A 21,017-nucleotide genomic window follows, 5' to 3' on the forward strand; every position below is an offset into this window, starting at 1 on the left:
TGATGCCCGTTTCTTCAAAAAGTTGTGGTCAGGCCTGGAAGTAGGCACGCACACCCGAAACGGCGTCGAGGAAGGCATCGACGTCGTCCGTGGTGTTGTAGAGGTACGTGCTCGCCCGGGTGGTTGCCGTCAGGCCGAGGCGGCGGTGGAGTGGCTGGGCGCAGTGGTGGCCGACGCGAACGGCGATGCCGCGGTCGTCAAGGAACTGCCCGACGTCGTGCGCGTGGACACCGGCGACGTCGAACGCGGCCAAACCAATCCGCTCCGCCCCGGACGGCGGACCAACAACGCGGATGCCGTCGATGCTTTCAAGGCCCTTAACCAGGCGCTGGCCCAGGGTGGCTTCCCAGGCATGGATGCGGTCGATGCCCGTCTCGGCCAGGTAGTTCACTGCGGTCGCCAATGCCACGGCTTGAGAGATGCGCTGGGTGCCGGCCTCGAACCGCTGCGGCGCCGGCAGGTATTCTGCGCGTTCCATGGTGACGGTGGTGATCATGGAGCCACCTGTGAGGAAAGGCGGCAGGACATTTAGGAGCTCCTGCTTGCCGTACAGCACGCCAACGCCGGTGGGGGCCAGCATCTTGTGGCCCGAGAACACAGCGAAGTCGACGTCGAGGTCTTTGACGTTAACGGCCATGTGCGGAACCGATTGGCAGGCATCCAGGACCACCAACGCGCCAACACGTCGCGCCATGGCAACGAGTTCGGCCACAGGATTGATGGTGCCCAGGACGTTCGAAGCATGGGTGAAGGCAAGGACCCGGGTCCGGTTCCCGATGATTTCGCCGGCGGCATCGAGCCGGAGCGCGCCGTCGTCGGTGATGGGGATGTACTTCAGCGTGGCGCCTGTGCGGAAGGCCAATTCCTGCCACGGAATGAGATTGGCGTGGTGTTCCATTTCGGTGACCACGATCTCGTCACCGGGGCCGATGGCCAACTCTTTCAACGCAGAGCTGCCACGGCCCTGCGCAGCCCACAACGCCGCATTGGAGAGGGCGTAGCTGACAAGGTTCAGGCCCTCGGTGGCGTTGGAGGTCCACACAGTTTCCTCGTACTGTGCGCCGACGAAGTCCGCGACTCTCTGGCGCGCGTCCTCAAAAGCCTCGGTCGCTTCAACAGCCAGGTGGTGGGCGCCGCGATGCACGGCGGCATTGCGCTGCTCGTAGAACTCCTGCTCGGCTTCGATGACGCTGAGCGGATTCTGCGAGGTAGCGCCGGAATCCAGGTAGACCAGGGGTTTTCCGTTGACCAGTTGATCCAGCACCGGGAAGTCGTTCCGGATCCGCAGCACCTCCTCGTTGTCCATGGCATGCACGGACTGTTGCAATGAGGCGGGAGTTGATACGGCAGTCAAGGGGCGCTCCTTGGGAATCCTTCAGGGACTCCTCATTATCCCACGCAGGCCCGGATCGGGCGGTGTGCCTTACAGCACGTCAGTGGCCGGCCTTGCCCGGGACCCAACCCGGCGGGGGCACTGCCTCACCGTCGGCCACCCCGCGTAGCCGCTCAACCAGCACGGACACCCTTCGGCCCGCTGCGGCGCGTGCCTTCGCCTGGTATCCGGCAACCGCTCGGGCGTAGCAAACGGCCGCATGCGCAAACTGCCGGTCTGCGGACAGCGAGCGCCCGGCCGCCTCCAGCAGCCTGGGCTCGTCGGCCAGCAAGGCGTCCGCAAAGGTCCGCAGCGCCGCTCCGCCGGCACCATCGACGGCGGATGCTGCAGCACCCAGCCGTCGCAGGATGGCAGGATCGACGACGGCGGTACTGCTCGCGTTGAGCACCAGGAGGGAAAGGGCCTCGGCTTCGAGCACAACGCTTCCTTGGGCCCGGAATTGTTCTGCGAGCGCCGGGAGCTGCGCGGAAGTTCCTGAGACTACGTCCCGGGATGCGGCGATGTAGACGGCGCTGAGCTGTGGGAGGAGACCATCCGCTTCCTTACCCGCCAATCCCCTGCCCCGCCCCCGGGTGGCCTGCTTTGCGCGCTCCAAGGCAGCGGCCGGGTTGCCGCTCAGTGCCTCGCAGTAAGCCATCATGGCCGCAGCCAGCGAGCGCACCGGCGGCAGGGCGGCGTCGGACAATTCTGCCAGCACCGCCTCCAAAGTGGCGCGCGCAGCCCGCGGGAACCCTTGGCTGAGCTGGACGTAGGCCCGGGCTACCTCCGAACACTCGGCCAGGTGAAGGGGCATGGTGTAGGCGGGATGCTCCAGCAGGGTGCCCATGGTGCTCCACGCCAGATTGTGACGCAAACAGATCACGTGCCGGAGAAGCACGCCTGCCCGGAACGTTTCCATGGACGGATCACTGCCCACGTCTTTCATTGCCGCGGTGGTCTTCGCCAGGGCTTCCACAGCGGCACCGGATATGAGCAGTCGTTCTGCTTCCCGCGCTTTCGCCGCGATCCGGGCGGCAGGGTCGCCAGCGTGGTCCCCTGGGACCGACTCGCCGGGCACTGCACCCAACAGTTCCAACGCCATCAGCCGACCACCGGCGTCGACCTTTGCTTTCTCCGAGCTGCCAGCAGCGGCAAGATGGCGGAGGACCGGAGTGGCTTCGGCGAGCTGGCCTTCAGCGATCAATGCCCGGGCCCTCAGCATCCCCGCCTCTTCCAAGTGGTCCGGGTCCTTCACGGCAGAGGCCGCCCTCAGGGCGAGCTCAGCGGTGGAGGGCCGGTCGGCGGCAGGCGCGGCCGCGAGGAGGAGCTCGTCGGCCAGCCCAAGGCCGCAGTCCAGGGTCCAGGTCATCCAGCGCAACATGCTCGGTGCCGTCTCACGCGTGAGGACGGGTTCCTCGATCTGCTGGTGAAGGGCCAGGCTACGGGAGGGCGGAACCGCGAGTCGGGTGCCCTCGCCCCGCAACCACGAGCCCATGCGGACCATCGGACGCCAGCCCGGCATCAACCGGATCTGGCGATCCGCCAGAAGATTCTCCAAGGCTCGCTGCCCACAATGACGCTCCACGACGTCCGCGGCCAGCGGTTCGGCAAGGGCGACAAGCTCCAGGGCGAGTTGCTCCTCCGGTGGACGGGCGTCGTATTCGGCCCGGACGCGCTCCACCACCCCAGGCCACTGGCAGTGCGCCCGGGTATTGATGGTCCAATACCCTTCCCGCTGCACCAGGAGTCCGGCGTGGCGTGCGTCCTCTACGGCAAGGCACAGGATCCCAACGTTGAAACCGCTCATCGCCGCAAGAAGGCTGCTGGCCCGTCGCTGGACCTTGCCGCCAAGAAGGGACACGCACAGGGCATGCGCCTCCATGAAGTTGAAAGGCGGAAGGAGATATTGCTCCATGAACCCGTCTTCCCAAAGTTGGTACAGGTCCTGGGGCAAAGGGCGCTGGCTGTCCGCAGTGGCTACGAGTTTGGCGCCGAAGCCGGGAATGAGTTGCAGCAGCACCCCCAGGGACGCCGGGTCGACGTAGTGGATGTCGTCCACCAGCAGGACCAGCTGGGGACGGGTGGGCAGGTTGCTCCGTTTGCCTCGGTTGTTGCGTGGCAGCGCGGCGGGTGGCGGGTACAGGTAGCTGGCCGGTCCGAGGGTGTTGGTCAGCGCGCGAAGGACGTGGAGTCCCGGCAGCAGGACCTCGCTGGCGTGCGCCTCCGGGCCGGCGCCCAGGACCCCGTAGTCCGTGGCTTTGAGCTCGAGGCTTCCGGCGAAGGTCCGGACATCCATGGTTGCGGGGAGTCCGGCTTGGAGCGAGAGCAGTAGATGGCTCTTGCCGGAGCCCTTGTCTCCCGCGACCACGATGCCGCTGGTTGCCGGTGAGCGTACGGTGGAAAGGACGAACTCAAGCAGCTGTGCTCTGTCCGGAAGTGGCTGGGATCCTGGCCCGGCTGGGACGGTGTCTTCGTCCAGCCAAGGGTCCGGCAGCATGCACACTCCAATAGCAGCAGTCCCATGTCCGGGAAGGTTTGATTTTCGCGATTCGCGGGTCCCTGGCTTAGAAGCCGGCGGCGGCTGGGGGGAGAGTCTCGGTCTCAGAAGACTCTGTCGCCGCCGGCTTCGTTCAGGGCCGGACCACCTTCCGGTGGCCGGGGCATCGGCTGAAGAGACCACCGATGCATTTGTTGCGACTTTCGGAATCCCGGTGATGCTTGGGGCTGAACCGTTCTTCCAAGATCAATACTGCCGGGGCGGCAAATGTCGTACACCAGTAATCGGTACTCGATTACCCAGGGGCTTTTTACGCACGGATACTGTGTTGTACTCAGTACCCGGAGAGGGCACTACTTGGTTCCGACACGAAACACCCGGGCATTACTCCATTGAATGGTTAAATACCCTTGGTTTGGGGCACAAGACGGCCGACGCGCCGGATTGGGTACTCAGCGGGACATTCCCTGGCCACTCCCCAGCAGCCCAATTCGTGGCCCAGCTGCACACCAGGCTCCACGCACGGCACACCCCGCAGCCAACCAACGAAACGGGCACCACCGACCACTCCCCAGCAGCCCAATTCGTGGCCCCGCTGCACACCAGGCCCCACCCACGGCACACCCCGCAGCCAACCAACGAAACGGACACCACCGACCACTCCACAGCAGCCCGTGCGTCAGTGACGGACAGCAGCACCGAGATCTTCGCGACGCCGGATGCCCAACTTCGCGTAGCTGCGGTACAAGTGGCCCTCCACGGTGCGGACCGAGACCATGAGTTTCTCTGCGATTTGGCGATCCGTGAGGCCCGATACTGCCAGCGCCACGATGTCCTGCTCACGCCGGGTCAGGGGCACGGGGCGGTCAGCGTCCGTGTTCGGATCGCGGACCAGGGAGTCGCCCAGGCTGGCTTCGCTGACGTCGCGCATGACGGCGGCCTGCCGTGCCTCGGGCCGTTTTCCTTCGGCGTCGAAGGTCGCGGCTGCTTTGTCGAACGCCGCGGCAGCGGGACCGGGCATCCCAGCCGCGGACAGGAGGTTTCCTGCGTTCACGAAACCTTGGCCGGCACCGTCCAACTGGGCGGCGGCCAGGGATTGCCACCCTGCCGCCCACGCCCCGGCCATATGGGACGCTGTTTCCCTGATGGCTTCGGTGGCACGGAGATCACCGAGCTCGGCGCGCAGGACCAGGTTCTGCAGGAGGAGTCCAGGCAACGCGTGCAAGTGGTCCGTTTCCGGCAGGTCCCTCAACTTCTGCAGCCCTGAGCCCTTGTTGAGCAGTTCCTGGCCCGCGAGGACAAAAAGCCCGGCCAAAGCCTCCACGTAGGCACCGCCCGTGCCAGGGACCTGTTCGGCGGCAAGTCGTTGGGCGAGCGCCGTGTTGCCGGACTTGGCCGCTGCATAGAACGCCAGGGCGTTTCCCAGGCTTCGGAGCAGCTGGGGGTCCTTGACCCTGAGAGCCTCCACCGCCGGGGTCAGCAGCGCTGCGGCGTGCTCCGCGCGGCCCTGCCGCAGCAAGGCCAGCCCTCTGAGCGCCTGGATGTCGCCGCCGAAGGTGATCAGCCCCATGGCCGAGCCGGCCGCGTGACGGTCAAGGGCAGCATCCGCTGCGCTCCAGTCCCCCGACTCCAAGGCAGCCATGGCATAGCGGACCACGACGAAGTCGTTGAAGTAGAGGAGGTTGCCGCTGTGCTCCTCCAACAGGAGCAAGGCTTCACGACCGGCGTCGAGCGCTTGCCCGGGCTGCCCGTCAACGGTGAGGAGCTCGCACTGCATGGCCAGCAGGAAGATCCGGTTCATGGTGCTGTCCGGCTCATCGGTCCGGAGCCCTTCGCCAAACGAATCCAGGCCCTCGTGAAGTTCGCCATAACGGCCCTCGTGGGCCAACGCGGCCAGCTCCAATGCCCAGGCATGCCGCTGGACCTGCGCAACCATGGGGTCGGACGCTGGAGACCCGTCGGTCAACGATTTGGCGGCGGCCCGGGCGTCGGCCACAATGTCCGACGCCGAATCGCCACGGGCTGATCGGGCCGCTGCCCACAACAGGCCGGCTCCCGAAGGGCCCAACGGATCAGCGTCCAGGAACCCGAAGCCCTCCTGCAGCAGCTCCACGGCACTGTTGTAGTCGCCGTCGTTATAGCTGGCCATGGCCATCACCGCGCGGGCACGCGGCCGCAGCGCCTCCGAGCGCACTTTGCCGGCGGCAGCCACCGCCAGGGGGTTCTGTAGGAGTTTGGCAGCCAGGAACGCAGCCTGCAGCAGCTGTTCATCCTCGACGTCGGCGCCGCAGTCCAGCGCCCAACCCACCATGCGGAGGAGCCCCTCAGCGGTGGTCGGTTCCACCGCAAGGTGCTGGACCATCCGCTGGCGGATCTGGAGACTGCGGGCGGGCGACACTATCTGGCGCAGTGCCTCGCTGTACATGGGATGCCAGATTTTCAAGGGGCTGCCCGGGCCATTCGTGGGGATCACGAGCCGGTTGTCCATCAAAGCACGCACAGTGTCGCGACCTACCTCAGCATCAAGCAAAGCAGCCGGCACGGGCTCGGACAAGGCAATGACAAACAACGCTTCCCGTTCGGCCTCGCTGGTACGCAGCACCCTGTTCCTCACAACCTCGGCCAGGTTGTCGCCGCTGCCGGAAGGTTCCCGCGTCAAGAGCCACACGCCGTTGCGCCGTACCAGGTTCCCGTCAGCCCTGGAGTCGTCAATCAGACACCTCAGCAGCAGCGGGTTACCTTCGGACACAGCGTGCAGCACCTCCGCCGCACTTGCCATGACGGTCCCACCCAGGGTCTTCTCCACCAACTCCGTGGCTGTTTCCTTGTCCAGGGGATGGAGCTCCAAACGCTCGGCCAGACCGTCGTACCAGAGTTGGAGCAGCGCCGCCGGCAAACCCGGCCTTGGCCTGCCGGTTGCCACCAGGCGCGCCCACCCCGCCGTGACCAGTTCGGCCAGGATCTGCGTGCTGCCTTCATCGAGGTCGTGGGCATCATCGACCACAAGCAATAGGCGCGCGCCTTCGCCGCCGCGCCGTTTCTCGAACTGCGACCAGAATTCGCGCAGGATAGCTACCGGGGACGTGGCTTGCTCGACGGGAAGATCCAACAAATAGGGCGCAAGGACACCAAAAGGAACGGCAGACAGGGCGGGGCTGCCGTGGACCCGCATCACCACCATGTCCGCTGCGAGGCGGGCGGCGATCTCATCAGCCAGGGCGGTCTTGCCAATGCCGGGATCCGCCACGACCAGCACGGCCCCGGCACCTTCCTGACGCAATATATCCAAAGCCAGGTCCAGTTCGGCGTCCCGGCCTACAAGGTGCTCAGCCTGCATGGGCAACCTGCACCAGGTTTGTGGATACTGCCCGCCTTACCTCACAGCAGCCCATTGAGCTCGCCCCGAGACGAAACACCGAGCTTGGTGAACACTTGGTACAGATGGCCTTCTACTGTTCGCACAGACACCCCAATATCCATCGCGATTTCGCGGTTGCTGACACCCTTTCCGGCGAGTTTAGCAATTTGGCGTTCCCGTTCGGTCAATACCGGCGCGTCGCTGCGTGGCTGGATGGGAAGCGACGAGACCGAATGCTCCAACCGTTCAAGCCTCAGCTGGGCCGTCCTGGCCGTTGTGGTCTCGCCGGCATCCCTGGCGAAGTCCAAAGCCATGGCTACGCATCGCGCTTCAACCACCAGCAAGTCCAGGGATGCGGCGGCGTCGGCGGCCGCCAACAACGACCGCGAACTCTTGCTCAAGGAACCACGGGCGAGGTCGCCGGAGATCTTGGCCAGCGGCCCCTGCCGGCGGCCGGCAATGTCTTCCAGCAGGCGGTATTCGTCATCCGACCCCTCCACCGTGGCGCCGAACAGGCAGATGCCCGCCGTCGTATAGCGCTGCTGTTCGATGTCGCTATGGACCCGGGCCAGGAGCCGTTCCTTGACGTCCGCATCTCCCATCCACCTGCCTGCCATCTCGGCGCAAAACTCTGCCACGGACTCGGAGAAATACATCCCCACTCCCCTGCAGGTCCTGTACAGGTCAAGGTAGCGGCCGGCCTCGGCGGAGTTTCCCAGTTGGGCATAAGCGAAGGCCGTGGCAGCATACGCCACTTTGTTCATGTTCATGGCGGGGCGGAGCTCCAGCTGGGCAACGGCGGAACGCAGCGGTTCGATGGCGCTGGCGGGCTTGCCGGCATAGGCGTAGGCCAAGCCAACCCCCAGCTCCGTGAGTGCGCCGCGGTACTGGAGGCGGGACGGCCTGGATGGGGTGCGCCGCATCAGTTCGATGCACTTGCGCCACTGGCCGGACAACAGAAGGACCAGGAAGGCATGCGTGGCGAAAGCCTCTTCCAGCTGGGCCGGCCTGTCGGTGTCGCCCAAGTGGCGTGAAACTCTCCGGGCAAGCTGCTGCGCTTCCAACTCGCGGCCCAGGATGCACCGGGCTTCGATCAGGAAAAAGGACGATCTGAGCCAATGCTCACGGTCCTCGTTGTAGTCCTTGGCCAGCTCTTTTTCGAGATCCTCCACCATGGACGCGTACTCGCCCATGTAAGTCTTGTACTCGTAGTTGCACAGCTGCAGCCTATTACGGGCTTTGGCCATGGTTCCGGTCGGATAATCGGCGGACATCAACGCGAGCCTTTCCATGGCATCCGCAATGACGCCCGGCACCATTGCGGACCGGCCGTCTATCCACGTCATGGCCTGGCATTGCGCTGCTGTGACCTCGGCGAACTCCATGGGGTCCAGTCCGGCAATATGTGCATCTGTTATCTCGTCCAATGCCTGCGCGGCATGCAACGGCAGGTCCAGCATCAGGTAGGCGGCTGCTTTGAGGCGCTGCCCGCGTACCCATTCCGCGTCCTTTGGGTCCAGGGAGGTGGTGCATTGAATGGCGAAGTTGGGGTCGTAATCGTCCAAAGCCGCCACCCCGGCTGCCAGAGCCAGCGCCGGCGAAGGTTGCGGTTCATCTTCACAGGCGTGCATCCAGGCGGCGTAGCTCAGGAGGTCCTGCGGGGCCAGTCCCCCCAGTTCCGGCTCTTTGGGGCCGTGCAGCATCAGCCTGAGTTCCCGCATGCGGCGCGTACTCAGCCAGCCGCGCACTACCTCACCAACGTACGGATCCCGGAGGGAGACCCAGTGTCCGCCGTTCCGCTCCACCGTGAGCAGCCCGGTTTCCTCCATCTCCACCAGGACCTGCGTCCCAAAGATGGCGGCCAGATCCACCAGGGTTGCGCGCTGCGCGCAGGCCAGGAGTTCAACAACCGTCCTGCTGGCCTGCGGTTCGCGCGCCAGCCTGGAGCGGACGAAGTCCTCCACCACCGTGGCACCCTCCAGCGTGATCCGGTCCCGGAGAGTCCACACGGAGTCATTCAGGACCAGGTTGCCCCTGTGTCGCTGCTCCTCAAGGAGCGCGTGCAGCAGCATGGGATTCCCGCCGACGGCCGAATGCAATGATCCGGCCAGGGTAGTCGAGACATAGTGGCCAAGGACGGAGCCGAGTACCTGCTTTGTCTGTTCCTCGGTGAGCGTGTTCAGGTGCACCTCGCCGAGTTCACCGTCCAGGACCATACGGTGGAAATCTGCCGGGAGATCGCTGGCCCGCTGGACGGTGGCAACCACTTTGGCGGTGCCAGTGGCCATGAGGTTCAACAACACGCCGGTGCTCATGGGATCCATGCCGCCCGCGTTGTCCACGATGAAGACGGTTTCCCGGCCCGCCGCTTCGGCCCTGATCAGTTTGGTCACGGCATGCAGGATGCCCGTAGGTGAACCCACGGCCTCCGAGGGCAAACGGGCCAACAGGAAACCGAGGCAGCCATAGGGGGTTTGGCCGTTCGCTACAGTGTTTCGGAGCTGCAGGCTGTGAACCTTAGGGCCAAGGGATGACACCACAGCGCGGGCCAGGCCTGATTTTCCGATTCCCCGCTCGCCCGTAAGGACCACTCCATAGGATTCCGGCGACCCGAGGTACTTGACGGCCTTGGACAGATCGTGGCTCCGGGCCAGAAGCGACCAGGTCTGTCGATCGCTTGGTCCGCCCACAAGATCGGGAGCCGCAGCCCTCGCTGCGCCTCCACCGCTCCTGTTTAGCAACTCCGCCGACATCCGCATCCTTAGCTAACACAATCGCGATAGTCCCCCACCGCTCATCTGCGTAACATGCACACTACCTTCGGGGGCCGACACTGTGTAGGCCTTAAGGTCCTCCGGACCGTCAGTCTTTGATCAGGCTTTACTCAAGATTTGCTCAAGCTTTCGCGGGGTGGTGTTTCTGCTGGGCGGCCAACAGGCCTTGGGTGATCATCAGTTCCACGGCATCGGCAGCCTCATCAAGGAGGAAGGGGAGTTCCTTCTTCTCCGCGGTGGCAAAATCCCGCAGCACGTAGTCGGCCGTATCCATGCGTCCCGGAGGTCTTCCGACTCCCACGCGGACCCGGAGATAGTCCTTCGTTGCCAGCGCTTTGGAGATATCCCGGAGGCCGTTGTGCCCTCCCTCGCCGCCACCGAGTTTTAACTTGACCGTGTTAAAAGGGATGTCGATCTCATCATGGACAGCAATCACACGGTCCGGGGCGATGTCGAAAAACTTGCACAGTCCGGCCACGGGCCCACCGGACACGTTCATGTACGTCATCGGCTTGGCAAGCACTACGCGGGGCCCGCCAATACCCAGGCGGCCTTCCACTACCTGGGCGCGCGCCTTGTGGACCTTGAATTTGCCACCCATGCGCGATGCCAGTTCGTCCAAAACCATCTGGCCAACATTGTGCCGGTTGTTGCTGTACTCGCTGCCGGGGTTGCCGAGGCCGACAATCAGCCAGGTGTCAGTCATGGTCTCATCCTAGGGAAACGTAGTTGGAAGCAGCCGCGGTTGCTTGTTCGGAGGAAAGGAAAGTGGCCGGGACCCGAAGGTACCCGGCCACTCACGGCGTAAGCCCTCAAGCAGTCAAAAGACTACTCGGCAGCTGCTTCCGTGGACTCTTCTTCTTCGGAGCCGGCTGCTTCAGCAACGCGGACAACCAGGGTGTCACCTTCGGTGAGGAGGGTGGAACCCTTCGGCAGAACGAGGTCGGAGGCGTGGATGCTCTCGCCGGCCTTGCGGCCTTCGATGTTGACCTCGACGGCGGTGGGAACGTGGGTAGCCTCGGCTTCCAGGGAAACCGTGGTGGCTTCGAGGCTGGCGACAGCACCCGGAGCAACTTCACCGGAAACGTGGATGGCGATGTCGACAGTAACCTTCTCGCCGGCCTTGACCGTCTGGAGGTCAACGTGCTCGATGATCTGCTTTACGGGATCGCGCTGGATGTCCTTGACCAGGGTCAGGTGCTGCTCGCCGTCGACGTCGATTGCCAGGAGGGCGTTGGAAACACGCACGGCCAGCGTGGTGGCGCGGCCCGGCAGGTTGATGTGGATCGGCTCTGCGCCGTGACCGTAGATGACAGCCGGGATCTGGCCGGCCATGCGTGCACGGCGGGCGAAACCCTTACCGAATTCGGTGCGCAGTTCTGCGGTGAGCTTCTGCTCAGACATGTGTACTCCTTGATTACTGTGGCGCCCGGCGGGAACCGGGCTGGTCAATCAGCAAGGGCGGAGGTCTGGAGACCTTCGACGCCCGGCTGAGGACGGCCGCGGAGCAGCCATTCTGCCTGTGTTGAAGGAGTTGCAGACCCAGTCGATAACGGAGACCCGCAACCCTGGTCCACAAAATGCGGACCGGATGTGCTCTCCCTCGCCAAGGTATCCCCAGAAGTTTAGCAGTGCGTGACGCCTAGCAGGAAAACGAGCACGAAAAACGGGCCACCCGCATGCCCGGAGGATGCGGATGGCCCGTTCTGATACGGGGAGAGTCAGGCCTTGCCGTCGAACAGGCTGGTGACCGAACCGTCGTCGAACACTTCACGGATGGCGCGCGCGATCAAGGGTGCGATCGACAAGACTGTGAGCGACGGGAAACGCTTCTCTGCCGGGATGGGCAGCGTGTTGGTGACCACCACTTCGCGAGCGCCGGAGTCAGCCAGGCGCTGCGCTGCGGGCTCGGAGAAGACGGCGTGCGTGCAGGCGATGATGACGTCCTTGGCACCGGCGTTCTTCAGGACCTGGACGGCGCCGGAAATGGTTCCACCGGTGTCGATCATGTCGTCGATCAGCACACAGGTGCGTCCCTCAACCTGGCCCACGACTGTCTTGGAGACAGCCTGGTTGGGGACAGTGAGGTCGCGGCTCTTGTGCACGAACGCGAGCGGCGCACCGCCCAGGCGCTCGGCCCACTGCTCGGCAACGCGGACACGGCCCGTGTCAGGGGAAACGACCGTAATGTTGTCGGCTTCAACCTTGGTGCGGATGTAGTCGGCCAGCAGCGGGATCGCCATCAGGTGGTCGACGGGACCATCGAAGAAGCCCTGGATCTGCGAGGTGTGCAGGTCCACGGACATGATGCGGTCCGCGCCGGCCGTCTTGTAGAGGTCTGCGACCAGGCGGGCCGAAATCGGCTCGCGGCCACGGCCCTTCTTGTCCTGGCGGGAGTACGGGTAGAACGGCGAAACAACCGTGATCCTCTTGGCGGAGGCACGCTTGAGGGAATCGATCATGATCAACTGCTCCATGAGCCAGTTGTTCAGAGGAGCCGGGTGTGCCTGGATGACAAAGGCATCGGTGCCTCGCACGCTCTCGGCCGAACGGACGTAGATCTCACCGTTGGCGAAGTCGTAGGCGTCGATGGGCAGGAGCTCGGTCTCCAGCTCCTTCGCGATTTCCTGCGCCAGCTCCGGATGCGCCCTTCCGGCGGCGAGAATCAGTTTCTTCTCGCCGTGTGCGGTAATTTCGCTCATGCCTGATTGCCTTCTTCTGTGGTTGCCGGGGATTGTGGGGACGTGGAGGTGGAGGTCAGCTCTTGCGCTGCTTCGGCCAGCTTGGCGGAGCCGCTGCCGGGACGGTTGGCGATAACCCAGCCTTCAGCGTTGCGCTGGGCGGCCAGGCTGACGGCGAGGGCTCCTGCGGGAACATCCTTGCGGATGACTGCCCCGGCACCGCTGTAGGCTCCGTCGCCAACGGTTACGGGCGCTACGAAAACCGTGTTGGAACCAGTGCGGACGCCCGAGCCGATGACCGTGCGGTGCTTCTTCTCGCCGTCGTAATTGGCGGTGATGTTGCCGCAGCCGATGTTGGTGTCTTCGCCGATCTCGGCGTCGCCCGCATAACCCAGATGGGAGAGCTTCGAGCCTCGGCCAATGGTCACGTTCTTGGTCTCGTAGAACGCGCCGATCTTGCCGGTCTCGCCCAGGACGGTGCCCGGCCGGAGGTAGGTGAACGGCCCAACGCTTGCCTTGGCGCCGATCGTGGAACCGGAGCCGTGCGTGCGGATCACCTTCGCGCCCTCGCCCACGTTGACGTCGGTGAGCGTTGTGTCAGGACCCACGACGGCGTCCCGCGCCACGGTGGTGGAACCGTGCAGTTGCGTATTTGGCAGCAGACGGACGTCCTCGTCAAGGGTGACGGTGGAGTCGATCCAGGTGGTGGAGGGATCAACCACGGTCACTCCGGCGCGCATCCAGGCCTCGATGATGCGGCGGTTGTGCTCGGCGCCAAGCGCGGAAAGCTGGATGCGGTCGTTGGCGCCCTCAACCTGCCAGCGGTCTTCAGTCACGACGGCGGCAACCCGGCCACCGGCGTCGCGCGCCAATCCGAGGACATCGGTCAGGTACATCTCGCCTTGGGCGTTGTCAGTAGTGACCTTTTCCAGGGCAGTGCGAAGGACTGCGGCGTCGAACGCGTAGATGCCTGAGTTGACCTCGCGGATGCTGCGTTCAGCCTCCGTGGCGTCCTTGTGCTCACGGATACCGGTGACGGTACCGTCCTCGGCACGCAGGATACGGCCATAGCCGGTCGCGTCATCCAGCACGGCAGTGAGAACAGTAACGGCATTGGCCTCGGACTCGTGCGTGCTGACCAGTTCAGCCAACAGTTCACCGGTGAGGAGGGGAACATCGCCGTACGTAACTACAACGGTGCCGGTGAGGTGGGCATCGGCGTCGAGCGCATTCAGCGCTACTTCCACCGCGCGGCCGGTGCCGGGGACCTCATCCTGGTCAACGATCAGGGCTTCAGGGTCCAGTGCCGAAACGTGCTCGGCTACCCGGTCGCGCTCGTGCCGGACAACCAGCGCGAGCTTCAAGGGGTTGATGGCACGGGCTGCCAGGAGAGCGTGGCCAACCATTGAACGGCCGCCGATTTCGTGGAGGATCTTGGGAGTGCGCGACTTCATGCGCGTTCCGGCGCCTGCGGCCAAGACGATCACCGCTGCGGGACCGTTGGTTTCGGGGCTCACGTACTGGCTCTCCTTGCTCTGTATGTCCCGGGTAACCCGGCTTCGGAATGCTGCCATCCAACAATGGACCCAGGCGCCGTTAGAGCCGTCACAGGTACAGGGAAGGAGCGCGTTTTCCGACCGTTCCGCCCATAGGATTCGAACCTATACTCCACGGCTCCAAAGGCCGGGGTGCTGCCGTTACACCAGAGCGGACCGTGTATGGATCATCCTTCGGACCAGCGGCCCGCGGGGTCTCCCGGGGCAACGGGTTCCACACACAAGAAACTAGTTTGCCATGACCTTTGCGTGCTTCGCGACTTGACCACCCCGCAAACGGTCCGCGACGCACCATCGCCCGGTGCCTTCACCCTCTCCAATGGCCATCTGGGGCATGATGGTCAGGTGAGCAAGCGCACTGAACTTTCCCGGCCCGTGGGCACTTCCGCCCCCTTGGACCACGCTTCCAACGGCCAGCCGGCACGGGTCAGGATGACTGGCCTGCAGCGTAAGTCACAGTTGATTGGCATCGGCCGGGCACTCTTCGCAGCCCGCGGGCTTGATGGCACCACGATCGAGGAAATCGCCGCTTCTGCCGGTGTTTCCAAGCCGGTGATCTACGAGCACTTCGGCTCCAAGGAAGGCCTGTACCGGCAGGTCGTGGAGACCGAATTCCGGATCCTCCTGGACTCGATCACTGAGGCCCTCAGTACCGAAGCCAAGCCGCGGGTGTTGGTGGAGCGTGCCGCTCTGGCACTCCTGGGCTACATCGAGGACCGCACGGACGGCTTCCGGATCCTGATGCGCGACGCCCCACCCTCGCAGCCCGAAGGTGCCTTCTCCACGCTGCTCTCCCACGTCACCGCCCGGGTGGAGCACCTGCTCTCCGACGAGTTCGCCCGGCGCGGCTTCAGTGCTGCGGACGGAGCCATGTACGCCCAGATGCTGGTGGGCATGGTGGCGATGACCGGTCAATGGTGGCTGGACAGCCGTTCCCCGGACAAGCGGGCTGTTGCGGCGCATCTGGTGAACCTCGCCTGGAACGGGCTGACGGGGCTGCAGAAAGAGCCCGGGCTGCGCTCCGAAGACTAGCACCCTCTCTCACCAACCCACCCCTTCCCCAGCACCCTCTCTCACCAAACCACCCCTTCCCCAGCACCCTCTCTCACCAAGGGCACGTCAGCCAGTGCCGTGGGCATGATTCGCCGCTAGGATCGGGGGCATGGCAGGACTCCAGATTTACGCCCTCTTCCCCGGAACAGCCCGTGCGGCTCTCTCCTTCTACGTCAACGTTTTCGGTGGAGAACTCTCCCTCCACACCTATAAAGACTTCGGACGCACCGATGGTCCCGCGGACGCCATTGCCCACGGGGTCCTCATCGGACCGGTTGCCTTGGCTGGCGCGGATGCCGCAGATGAAGAGACGAGTTTGCGCACTGAAGGCCTCATGCTCTCGCTTTTGGGTGCAGCAGAGCCAGCGGTGCTGCACTCGTGGTTCGACAAACTCGCCCAAGACGGCAGGGTCGTCGACCCGCTGACTCACAAACCATGGGGAGCGAGCGATGGTCAGGTCATCGACCGCCACGGCCTCCACTGGCTTGTGGGATACGAGCCACAGCCGTAATCAAGTACTGCGAGAGGGTCCGCGGGAAAGGGCGACCAACTGCGAGAGGGTCCGCAGGAAAGGGCGATTAACCGCGAGAGGGTCAGCAGGAAAGGGCGACTAACCGCGAGAGGGTCAGCAGGAAAGGGCGATTAACCGCGAGAGGGTCAGCAGGAAAGGGCGCCCAACTGATAGAGCGTGCGGACGAAGCGACTACTCGCCCAGGATCTCGGCGGCCTCCAGCCACTCGAGTTCGAGCCCCTCTTTCTCGTCCAGCAGCTCACGTAGTTTGCCGTTGAGCTCCCCCAGCGCGTCGAAGTCGCCGGATTCGGACTTCGCTGCCATCTGCGCGTGGAGTTTCTCCTCCTGCTGCGCGATCTTGCCGAGTTGGCGGTCGATCCTGTTGAGGTCCTTCCGGGCTTCACGCTTTTCGGCTTCGCTGGCGCCGGACGGAGCAGCAGCGGACGAAGAAGATCCGCTGGCCGACGTCGGCGCACCGGATCCCCCACCCACAGCACCCGAGGCCAGTGCAGCCTCGCGCAGTTCGAGATACTGATCCACGCCGCCGGGCAGCCCACGGAGTTTACCGTCGCCCAGCAACGCCATCTGGTTATCCGTGACGCGTTCGAGCAGGTACCGGTCGTGGCTGACCACAACCAAAGTGCCGGGCCACCCGTCCAGGACGTCTTCGACGGCGGCCAAGGTGTCGGTGTCGAGGTCGTTGGTGGGCTCATCGAGCATGAGGACGTTGGGCTCCCCCACCAGCAGGCGCAGGAGTTGCAGCCGCCGCCGCTCGCCACCGGACAGGTCGGAAACGGGTGTCCACTGCTTTTCCTTGGTGAACCCCAGCTGTTCAACGAGCTGTCCGGCTGTGAATTCCTTGCCGCCAACGCTGAAGGACCGCTTTTCGCGTTCGATGACTTCGATCACGCGCAGGTCGGAGACGTCGTCGAGCTCCTTGACGTCCTGGGTGAGCACGGCGGTGACCACGGTCTTGCCCCGTTTGACCTTGCCGGCGCTCGGCTGTATTTCGCCGTTGAGGAGTTTGAGCAGCGTGGACTTGCCTGCGCCGTTGACGCCCACGAGCCCCAGGCGTTCGCCGGGGGCAAGCCGCAAGGTGATGTTGTCAAAGAGCTTTTGCCCGGCCGCGCCGCCCTCAAAATCGAGCGAGACGTTCTCGAGGTCCAGGACGTCCTTGCCCAGTCTGGCGGTTGCCATCTTGCTAAGGGCCACCGAATCCCGGGGATCGGGCACGTCCGCTATGAGGTCGTTGGCGGCTTCAATGCGGAACTTGGGCTTGGCCGTCCGGGCAGGTGCGCCGCGCCGCAGCCAGGCAAGTTCCTTCTTGACGAGCTGCTGGCGCTTGCTTTCGACGACGGCGGCCATCCGGTCGCGCTCGGCGCGCGCCAAAACGTAGGCGGCGTAACCGCCGTCGAACATGTCCACCATGGCGTCGTGGACTTCCCAGGTGTAGTTGCAGACTTCATCCAGGAACCAACGGTCGTGGGTGACAACCAGGAACGCGCCCTGGTTGGCGCGCCAGCGTGTCTTCAGGTGCCGGGCCAGCCAGGCGACGCCTTCGACGTCGAGGTGGTTGGTGGGTTCGTCCAGCATGATGACGTCGTGGTCCTCAATGAGGAGCTTCGCCAAGGCGACGCGGCGTTTCTGGCCACCGGAAAGTGCGTGTACGTTGGCGTGCCAATCGACATCGCCTACGAGCCCGCCCATCACTTCGCGGATCTTGGGGTTCGCCGCCCATTCGTGGTCCGCGCGGTCGCCAACGATCGCAGCGCCGACTGTCAGGTCGCCGTCGAGCACATCGCCTTGGTCGAGGTAGCCCACGGTGACGTCGCCGCGCTTGGTTACCCGGCCCGAATCCGGAGTGGAACGCAGGGCCAGGAGGCGCATGAGCGTGGATTTACCGTCGCCGTTGCGGCCCACCATGCCGATCCGGTCGCCATCCTCCAAACCGAGGGTGACGCCGTCGAGGACAGTGCGGGTCGCGAACGAAACGGTGAGGTTTTCGCCGCCAAGAAGGTGGGCCAATGGGTACTACTTTCTACTGCTGGAATGCCGGGGTACGGGGGTACAGGGGTACTAAAGGAGCGTATCGGAGATGATCCGTGCTCCGGGAACGGGACCATGGACGGCCACGGCAGTGTGGCCTCGGTGTGCCAGCTCCTCGGCGAGCACGCCTGCCGCCACGGAATCCCGGGCCAGCAACGCAATGGTGGGGCCTGAGCCGGACACCATTCCCGCCAAGGCGCCGCGTGCCTCGCCCAAGCCGATCGTGTCGCGAAGCTGTGGTGCCAGGGTGATCGAAGCCCGCTGGAGGTCGTTGATCAGTACCCGGCTGAGGGTCTCGGGATCCCCGTTACGCAGGGCCTGGAGAATGGTGGGATCAACATCCACGGGCTCGGGAATCTCCACGCCCTCGGAATCGCGCAGTCCGTCCAGGGTTCGGAACACGTCCGGCGTGGACAGGCCGTAGTCAGCGAACACAAGGACCCAATCCATTTGGGCCTTCGCCAGCGCCGGCGACAATTTGTCGCCAACGCCAAGCCCGACGGCGGTGCCCCCCAGGAGCGAGAACGGCACGTCTGCGCCCAGTTCAGCCGCCAGATGCGCGAGTTCCTCGCGCGAAAGCCCGCTGTTCCACAACGCATCACAGGCCAGGAGCGTGGCTGCAGCATCCGCGGAACCCCCACCCATGCCACCGGCGACGGGGACGCGTTTGGTGATCTCGAGGTGCACACCGGTGGGCTTCTCGGAGACTTCAGCCATGATGGCCGCGGCCTTGTACGCGAGGTTCCGTTCGTCCAGCGGTATGTCCACGCCGTCCAGGTCCAGCGTGCTGTCCGGGCTGATGCTGACGGTGATGCCCGTACCTTCGGTGCTGGTGGCAGCAACTTCTTCGTACAGTGAAACAGCGAGGTAGACGCTCGCCACCGAGTGGTAGCCATCAGGCCTGAGTGGTCCAACGCTGAGGGAGACGTTGACTTTCCCGGGCGCTTTAGCGCGGACTGTCCGGGCGTGGAAGCGGTCCCCCGCGAACGGGAGGCTGCCCGGCTTGCGGGTTCCCGGGGTCATGCGCCCACGGGGTGACGGGCTTCGGCAATCCTGACATAGGCAGAGATATCCAGGACCTCGCCGCGTGCTGTGGGGTCCACGCCGGCGGCGACCAGGCAACGTTCAGCCTCGGCGGCGCTTCCGGCCCAACCCGCCAGTGCCGCGCGCAGGGTCTTCCTGCGCTGGGCGAAGGCGGCGTCAATGACCGCGAATACCTGCTCGCGGGTGGCGTGCGTGACGGGTGGCTCGTGGCGCGTGAACGCGACGAGTCCGGAGTGGATTTTCGGCGCCGGCCAGAACACGTTCATCCCGATCACACCGGCCTTGCGCATGTGTCCATACCAGGCAGCCTTGACCGACGGAACGCCGTAGATCTTGGATCCCGGGGTTGCCGCGAGCCGGTCCGCTACCTCGTCCTGCACCATGACCAGTCCGTGTTGAAGGCTGGGGAAATGCTGCAGGAGGTGCAGCACCACAGGTACCGCCACGTTGTACGGCAGGTTGGCCACCAAGGCCGTGGGTGCCACGGGAAGTTCCGTCACCTTCATGGCGTCGGAGAGTACCAGGTGGAAGTTGTCCTCGGCCTCGGGGCGCCAGGTCCGCACGGTTTCCGGCAGTTTGCCTGCCAGGACAGGATCAATCTCAACAGCCACCACGTTTTTGGCTGCGTCCAGGAGCCCAAGCGTCAGGGAGCCGAGCCCGGGACCAACTTCCAGGACCGTCTCATCGGCCTCAATCGCGGCGGCATTCACTATCCTGCGGATGGTGTTGCCATCGATGACAAAGTTCTGCCCAAGTGTCTTCGTGGGGCGTACACCGATTTCCTCGGCAAGCCGTCGGATGTCTGTGGCGCCCAGCAAAGGCGCGACGGCGGCAGGTTCGGGATTCGGTTCAGTCACCTAGGTATCGTATCGCCTGTCCGGGGTCACGCTGCGTGCGCGCAGCCCCAGTCGCTGAGGCCGTTCTTGGCGTAGAGGCGGTTGGCGATTTCGATCTGCTGGGCCTTGCTGGCGAGGTTTGCCGTCGGGGCGTAAGCGCCACCGCCGTTGGCAAGCCAGGTGGGGCCGGAGAACTGGAGACCGCCGTAGTAGCCGTTACCGCTGTTGATGGCCCAGTTTCCACCGGACTCGCACTGGGCGATCCTGTCCCACATGGCTTCGTTCGGGGCGCCGGTGGGTCCGCTGGACACGGGGGCTCCAGCCGCGGCGGCAGCAGGAGTGGCTGCGGGGCGGGCCTTGGTGCCCACGCTGATCTTTTCGGCGACGGGCGCGGTAGCTACGTTGCTGGAGACCAGGGTGCGTGATGCTTCGCGGCCATCCACGAGGACCAGTTTGAATGTCTTGACCAAGGAACCGGCGACGCCTTCCTGGGTGACCTTTTCCTCACCCTTGAAGAGATCTGCGCTTTCGGTCTTGACGCTGTCGAAGGGCACTTCTTCAGTGGCTTCAGCTGTCTTGCTGGTGTCCACCCGGGAGACCTTGATCACCATGTCCTGGATGACCGGAGCATTTCCCGGCTGGGACAGGTGGTCGTTGGCGCCTACCTTGATGCCGGCGTCCTTCAGGACCGTGGCGACGTCGGCCGCCGTCGTGGTGGTGCTGGTGCTCTTGCCGTCGGCAACGAGGCTGATGGTCTTGGGGGTGGAAATGGCGACGAAGGAGCCGGTGACTTCCAGGGCAGCTTCCTTCGGCTGGGAGACCTGCGACGAACTGGCTACGCCAAGTTCGCTGACCAGGCCGGCAACGTCCGGGGCGGTGGTGTTGACCGTCTTGCGGGCACCGTCCAGCTCAATGGAGACGGCCTTGGCCAGGTTGATGTTCACGACGGAACCGTTGTCCACCCGTGTGTCCAGGGCCGGCGAAACGCGGTCTGCGTCCTTCAACTCGACTTTGGCTGCTTTGACTACCTCGTCAACTGTGCCGCCAAAGGTCTGGATGGAGCTCACCTTTCCGTCAACGTTGAGGGTGACGGTCTTGTTGTTGCCGACGAAGGCGACCACACCGACCACCAGCGCTGCGACTACCAGCAACTGGGCACCTACTTTGAGGAAGCTGAACTTGCCATCCGTTGTGAAGAACTTGATCACGATTGCCCATAACTCTCAGACCATCCGGGCACGGGGAAAAGCACAGAAATAATGCCAGCCGCAAAACCGAGGGGCCAGGCA

Annotated in this window: 14 protein-coding genes and 1 tRNA gene; 2 read left to right on the plus strand and 13 right to left on the minus strand. The window is 64.5% G+C overall.

What is annotated here, in order from left to right:
- Positions 1-28: 28 nt before the first annotated feature.
- The 9 genes from PJL15_RS17645 to PJL15_RS17685 form a co-directional block, all read right to left on the minus strand.
- A complete protein-coding gene (locus PJL15_RS17645; RefSeq protein ID WP_281452440.1) occupies positions 29-1,354 on the minus strand; it encodes a cysteine desulfurase in 1,326 nt (441 codons plus the stop codon).
- 79 nt (positions 1,355-1,433) lie between these two features.
- Positions 1,434-3,869 (minus strand): ATP-binding protein, encoded by a 2,436-nt coding sequence (locus PJL15_RS17650; RefSeq protein ID WP_281452441.1) that lies wholly within the window; start codon positions 3,867-3,869, stop codon positions 1,434-1,436.
- Positions 3,870-4,548: 679 nt separating this feature from the next.
- Positions 4,549-7,206 (minus strand): AAA family ATPase, encoded by a 2,658-nt coding sequence (locus PJL15_RS17655; protein WP_281452442.1) that lies wholly within the window; start codon positions 7,204-7,206, stop codon positions 4,549-4,551.
- Positions 7,207-7,247: 41 nt separating this feature from the next.
- Positions 7,248-9,980: a helix-turn-helix transcriptional regulator gene (locus PJL15_RS17660; RefSeq protein ID WP_281452443.1), complete on the minus strand. Its 2,733-nt coding sequence runs from the start codon at positions 9,978-9,980 to the stop codon at positions 7,248-7,250.
- A gap of 142 nt (positions 9,981-10,122) precedes the next feature.
- The gene (gene pth, locus PJL15_RS17665; RefSeq protein ID WP_281452444.1) at positions 10,123-10,707 is read right to left on the minus strand and encodes an aminoacyl-tRNA hydrolase; all 585 of its coding nucleotides are present in this window, start codon (positions 10,705-10,707) and stop codon (positions 10,123-10,125) included.
- Positions 10,708-10,829: 122 nt separating this feature from the next.
- Complete coding sequence (locus PJL15_RS17670; protein ID WP_281452445.1) at positions 10,830-11,405, minus strand: 50S ribosomal protein L25/general stress protein Ctc; 576 nt, start codon at positions 11,403-11,405, stop codon at positions 10,830-10,832.
- A gap of 317 nt (positions 11,406-11,722) precedes the next feature.
- Positions 11,723-12,703 (minus strand): ribose-phosphate diphosphokinase, encoded by a 981-nt coding sequence (locus tag PJL15_RS17675; RefSeq protein ID WP_024820149.1) that lies wholly within the window; start codon positions 12,701-12,703, stop codon positions 11,723-11,725.
- Positions 12,700-14,199, minus strand: coding sequence for a bifunctional UDP-N-acetylglucosamine diphosphorylase/glucosamine-1-phosphate N-acetyltransferase GlmU (gene glmU / locus PJL15_RS17680; RefSeq protein WP_281452446.1), 1,500 nt, complete (start codon positions 14,197-14,199; stop codon positions 12,700-12,702). Before glmU ends, PJL15_RS17675 begins: the two co-directional genes overlap by 4 nt.
- Positions 14,200-14,322: 123 nt before the next feature.
- Positions 14,323-14,394, minus strand: a tRNA-Gln gene (locus PJL15_RS17685).
- A gap of 276 nt (positions 14,395-14,670) precedes the next feature.
- Here PJL15_RS17685 and PJL15_RS17690 point away from each other — a divergent pair.
- Together PJL15_RS17690 and PJL15_RS17695 are read left to right on the plus strand one after the other, a co-directional pair.
- Positions 14,671-15,270 carry a TetR/AcrR family transcriptional regulator gene (locus PJL15_RS17690; RefSeq protein ID WP_281452455.1) on the plus strand — a complete coding sequence of 200 codons (600 nt, stop codon included), beginning with the start codon at positions 14,671-14,673 and terminating at the stop codon, positions 15,268-15,270.
- A gap of 130 nt (positions 15,271-15,400) precedes the next feature.
- Entirely contained in the window at positions 15,401-15,802 is a 402-nt protein-coding gene (locus tag PJL15_RS17695; RefSeq protein WP_281452447.1) for a VOC family protein, read from the plus strand.
- A 192-nt stretch (positions 15,803-15,994) separates the two neighbouring features.
- Here the strand turns inward: PJL15_RS17695 and PJL15_RS17700 are convergent, their stop codons facing one another.
- Genes PJL15_RS17700 through PJL15_RS17715 form a run of 4 tightly spaced genes read right to left on the minus strand, consistent with a single transcriptional unit; the run spans position 15,995 to position 20,936 of the window.
- On the minus strand, positions 15,995-17,827 hold the full coding sequence (locus PJL15_RS17700; protein ID WP_281452448.1) for an ABC-F family ATP-binding cassette domain-containing protein: 1,833 nt from the start codon (positions 17,825-17,827) through the stop codon (positions 15,995-15,997).
- Between the two features lie 51 nt (positions 17,828-17,878).
- Complete coding sequence (locus PJL15_RS17705; protein WP_281452449.1) at positions 17,879-18,871, minus strand: 4-(cytidine 5'-diphospho)-2-C-methyl-D-erythritol kinase; 993 nt, start codon at positions 18,869-18,871, stop codon at positions 17,879-17,881.
- On the minus strand, positions 18,868-19,749 hold the full coding sequence (rsmA, locus tag PJL15_RS17710; RefSeq protein ID WP_281452450.1) for a 16S rRNA (adenine(1518)-N(6)/adenine(1519)-N(6))-dimethyltransferase RsmA: 882 nt from the start codon (positions 19,747-19,749) through the stop codon (positions 18,868-18,870). Before rsmA ends, PJL15_RS17705 begins: the two co-directional genes overlap by 4 nt.
- Before the next feature lie 26 nt (positions 19,750-19,775).
- Positions 19,776-20,936 (minus strand): resuscitation-promoting factor, encoded by a 1,161-nt coding sequence (locus PJL15_RS17715; RefSeq protein ID WP_281452451.1) that lies wholly within the window; start codon positions 20,934-20,936, stop codon positions 19,776-19,778.
- Between the last annotated feature and the right edge of the window lie 81 nt (positions 20,937-21,017).

Origin of the sequence: Paenarthrobacter nitroguajacolicus, from assembly GCF_029952445.1 — a bacterium.
GTDB classification, from domain to species: Bacteria; Actinomycetota; Actinomycetes; order Actinomycetales; family Micrococcaceae; genus Arthrobacter; species Arthrobacter nitroguajacolicus_B.